Raw genomic sequence first — 3013 nt, 5'->3', positions numbered from 1 at the left:
CCAAGCGCTCCGCGCCGCTAGCGCGTTCGCTTCAGCGGGACGTAGTCCATACGTCCTACGGACAGAGGGCGGGGCTTCTCGGCGGTTTAGCTAACCGAGATCCTTGCAAAGAACCTCAATATTTAATATTTAACATTTCATGAGCATTCCTGCTGCCCGTCAACGCTTTGCCCTTGAAATCCAATCGGAGCCCATCGATCTCGGTCGGGCGGCCCTCTGGATTGCCCAAGAAGCCTATCCCGATCTGGAGGTGGAAGAGTATGTGGCCGCTCTGGATGAGATGGCCGCAGAGGTGCAAGAGCGCCTTCCCCCGGAGCGTTATCCCCTGCGGGTCATCAAGATCTTGAATCACTATCTCTTTGAGGATCTGGGCTTTCGTGGCAATCGCGAAGATTATTACGACCCACGCAACAGCTTTTTGAACGAAGTGATCGATCGGCGCACCGGGATCCCGATTACGCTGTCGCTGATCTATCTAGAGCTGGCGCGGCGGATCGATTTTCCCATGGCAGGAGTGGGCATGCCCGGCCACTTTTTAATCCGGCCCCTGTTTGCAGGCGCCGAGATTTTTGTGGATCCCTTTCAGCAGGGGGAGATTTTATTTCCAGAAGATTGTCAAGAGCTTTTGTCGCAAATCTACGGGCCTGGGATCCCTTTCCAAGAACACCACCTACGCCCCACCCCTCCCCGCCTGATCTTGGTACGCTTGCTCAACAACCTCAAGCAAATTTATCTGAGCCGCGCCGAACTGGAACCCGCTTTGGCAGCAGCGGAACGGATCTTGTTGTTGATCCCTGAATCCTTGCCCCACCTAAGGGATCGGGGTCTATTGTATTATCAGTTGGGCCGTTGGCAGCAAGCCTGCCAGGATCTCAAGCGCTACTTAAAACAGGCGCCTTTCCACCCCGAGATCAATCGCTCTGATGAGCATTTAATCCGGGAAATTGTCGAGAGATTGGAATCTCATCCCGACTCATGCTAGGAGCATGCACAATTGCTCTCAGTTGTGCGTTGTGTAAGTGTGTAAGTTTTGAGCAAGATCTGCCGTCGTTTGCAAGCAAGGCTAGGTTTCTAGCAGGGATCGGAAGCAGCCCTTACCTCTTGGCGCAAAATGGCTTCCACCAGCTTATCTAAAGCCTCTAGATCAGATAGATCATAGTTTTTTTCCCAGAGGATTTGGTTAATGCTGGACTCCTGCTGCAGAGTTAAAACCGAAGATTGTAAAACCTCATCAATGATCTGGCGAATGCTCATCTTAACCTCGCAATCGTGAGAAGAATTGATGGCTTTGGCTCATAAGCCTAGAATGCTGGAAACGCTCTGCGATAGCCATCGTGAGGATCACGTATTTTGACATCAGAATCTGGGGCGACTCATCCAAACCCTTTCGGGGAAATCGCCAATAGTACTTTTACGGACTTGAGCTATGGATGGCGCTGAAGTCTGCGAACTTCTCAGGATCTTCTGAGACAGACCTGCTCCCCATTGAGGGCAGCTTGGGCCTCATCATCTGTTGCGAAGGCGGTGCGAATGATGCGCTCACCGGGGTGGCGATCCCCTGCCGAAAGGCCGAGATCCCGCACCACAAATGAGCGCTGGATCCAGCGGTCGAAGCCATCGTAGCGGGGAGAGAAGGCAGTCCGTCCGTGAACGGTGCGGCGATTGTCAATACAGAGCAGATCCCCTGTTTCCAGCTTGATGCCTCGGTAGACAGCGTGGATTCCCTTCCTCAGGGCTTCTAGAGCCAGACTGGCTTCGGGGGTGAGCCCCACCATCAGGTCTTCGTCGTAGTTCCAGAAGGGATCCTCTCGACGGCCATACAACACCGGCAAAATGGGGCCATTGATCAGGGCTTGCCGGTTGCCGAAGGAGTAGTCGATGCCGGTGCGATACAGGGGTTCAAACAGCAGCTCTCGATCGCGCTCTCCCAGCAAAGGCAGGACATGGCGGATGCTGGCGTAGGTGGTTTCCGCTACACGGTCATGGTCGGGGCGCAGGCAAAACAGCAGCAAAAACTCTGGTGAGTAGGGATGAAAAACCGTCTCGCGGTGAAACTGCAGCCGGGTGCGGGATCCCTCGGAAGATTGCACCTCTTCGCTGTCGGGAGTAGGCACCAAGTTTTGAAACAGATCCCCGTTCTTTTCTTGAATGTAGGAGACCAAATGCCCCAAGCGGCTGCCGATCATTGCCAAGCAGCGTTCGCTGACAAAAGTGGTTTTCTCCTCAGAGCGCTGCGCCAGAGCCGGTGTGCGGGTATGGTCTAGTCCGGGATCCACGGGCAAGCCCCGCAGCAGCAGGATCCCTTCCGAATTGGAATACAACTGAAACTCCAGCAAGGCCCGCCGCAGATAACGGGGCAGCTCATCTGCCCGCATCTCGCAGTCCAGGAGAAATTCTTCTGTTTCCCGATAGGGATCGGGCCCAGGTGCCAAAAACAGGTTTATCGTCTTTTCATCAAAGCCCCGACAATCGATCAGCAGGCATCCTTTTGCAAGCTGTGAAGTCTTCATCACGATCCCTCACCACCCACTGCCCTAGTCATAGCAGCCACAGCAACTTTTGGGCAGGGATCCTACACTCAAAACCCAATCTCGGCGAGTGTAGCGCACTACCCTTCGGTGCTAGAACCTCAGTCTGAGGCGGGGCAGAGCAAGGCTCTAGTCAATGATACGCTGGACTATACTGGAAATAATGTATAGCATGTTCAGCATGACTGCTTGGTATGGCTAGGTATGTAAAACCGAGAGAAGCGGCGGATTATTTTGGGGTGTGTCTCCACACCTTGAGGCGATGGGAACAGAAAGGCTGGATCAAGGCAATACGTACACCATCTGGTAGAGCAAGAAGGTATGACCTCGACAGCTACATCAAAACGCCAAAAAAGATCAAACGAGTCGTTTTGTACGCCCGAGTCAGCAGTCGAGGGCAGAAACCAGACTTGGAGAGACAGATTGCAAGACTGGTTAACCTCTATCCTGGAGCCGAAGTGGTCGGAGAGGTTGGCGGCGGTCTC

At 53.8% G+C, this 3013-nt stretch carries 4 protein-coding genes; 2 read left to right on the top strand and 2 right to left on the bottom strand.

Annotation, left to right across the window (positions count from 1 at the left end):
• The first annotated feature begins 139 nt into the window (after nucleotides 1–139).
• A complete protein-coding gene (locus ACVWZ1_RS14245) occupies nucleotides 140–982 on the top strand; it encodes a SirB1 family protein (protein ID WP_414350903.1) in 843 nt (280 codons plus the stop codon).
• A gap of 89 nt (nucleotides 983–1071) precedes the next feature.
• On the opposite strand, the gene ACVWZ1_RS14240 is transcribed toward ACVWZ1_RS14245, so the two are convergent.
• Both ACVWZ1_RS14240 and ACVWZ1_RS14235 read right to left on the bottom strand, forming a co-directional pair.
• Entirely contained in the window at nucleotides 1072–1254 is a 183-nt protein-coding gene (locus tag ACVWZ1_RS14240; RefSeq protein WP_414342619.1) for a hypothetical protein, read from the bottom strand.
• Between the two features lie 200 nt (nucleotides 1255–1454).
• Nucleotides 1455–2510 (bottom strand): TauD/TfdA family dioxygenase, encoded by a 1056-nt coding sequence (locus ACVWZ1_RS14235; RefSeq protein WP_414423501.1) that lies wholly within the window; start codon nucleotides 2508–2510, stop codon nucleotides 1455–1457.
• 212 nt (nucleotides 2511–2722) lie between these two features.
• Here ACVWZ1_RS14235 and ACVWZ1_RS14230 point away from each other — a divergent pair.
• Nucleotides 2723–3013, top strand: a 291-nt coding sequence (locus tag ACVWZ1_RS14230; protein WP_457503736.1) for an IS607 family transposase, incomplete at its 3' end; no start/stop codon positions are given.

It is taken from the genome of Thermostichus sp. MS-CIW-25 (assembly GCF_054060015.1).
This window is presented reverse-complemented; position numbering and strand designations above follow the sequence as displayed.

Bases quoted from the DNA above. Each gene is read 5' to 3' on its own strand.
- ACVWZ1_RS14235 (WP_414423501.1), bottom strand. From the start codon at position 2,510: ATGAAGACTTCACAGCTTGCAAAAGGATGCCTGCTGATCGATTGTCGG.
- ACVWZ1_RS14240 (WP_414342619.1), bottom strand. From the start codon at position 1,254: ATGAGCATTCGCCAGATCATTGATGAGGTTTTACAATCTTCGGTTTTA.
- ACVWZ1_RS14245 (WP_414350903.1), top strand. From the start codon at position 140: ATGAGCATTCCTGCTGCCCGTCAACGCTTTGCCCTTGAAATCCAATCG.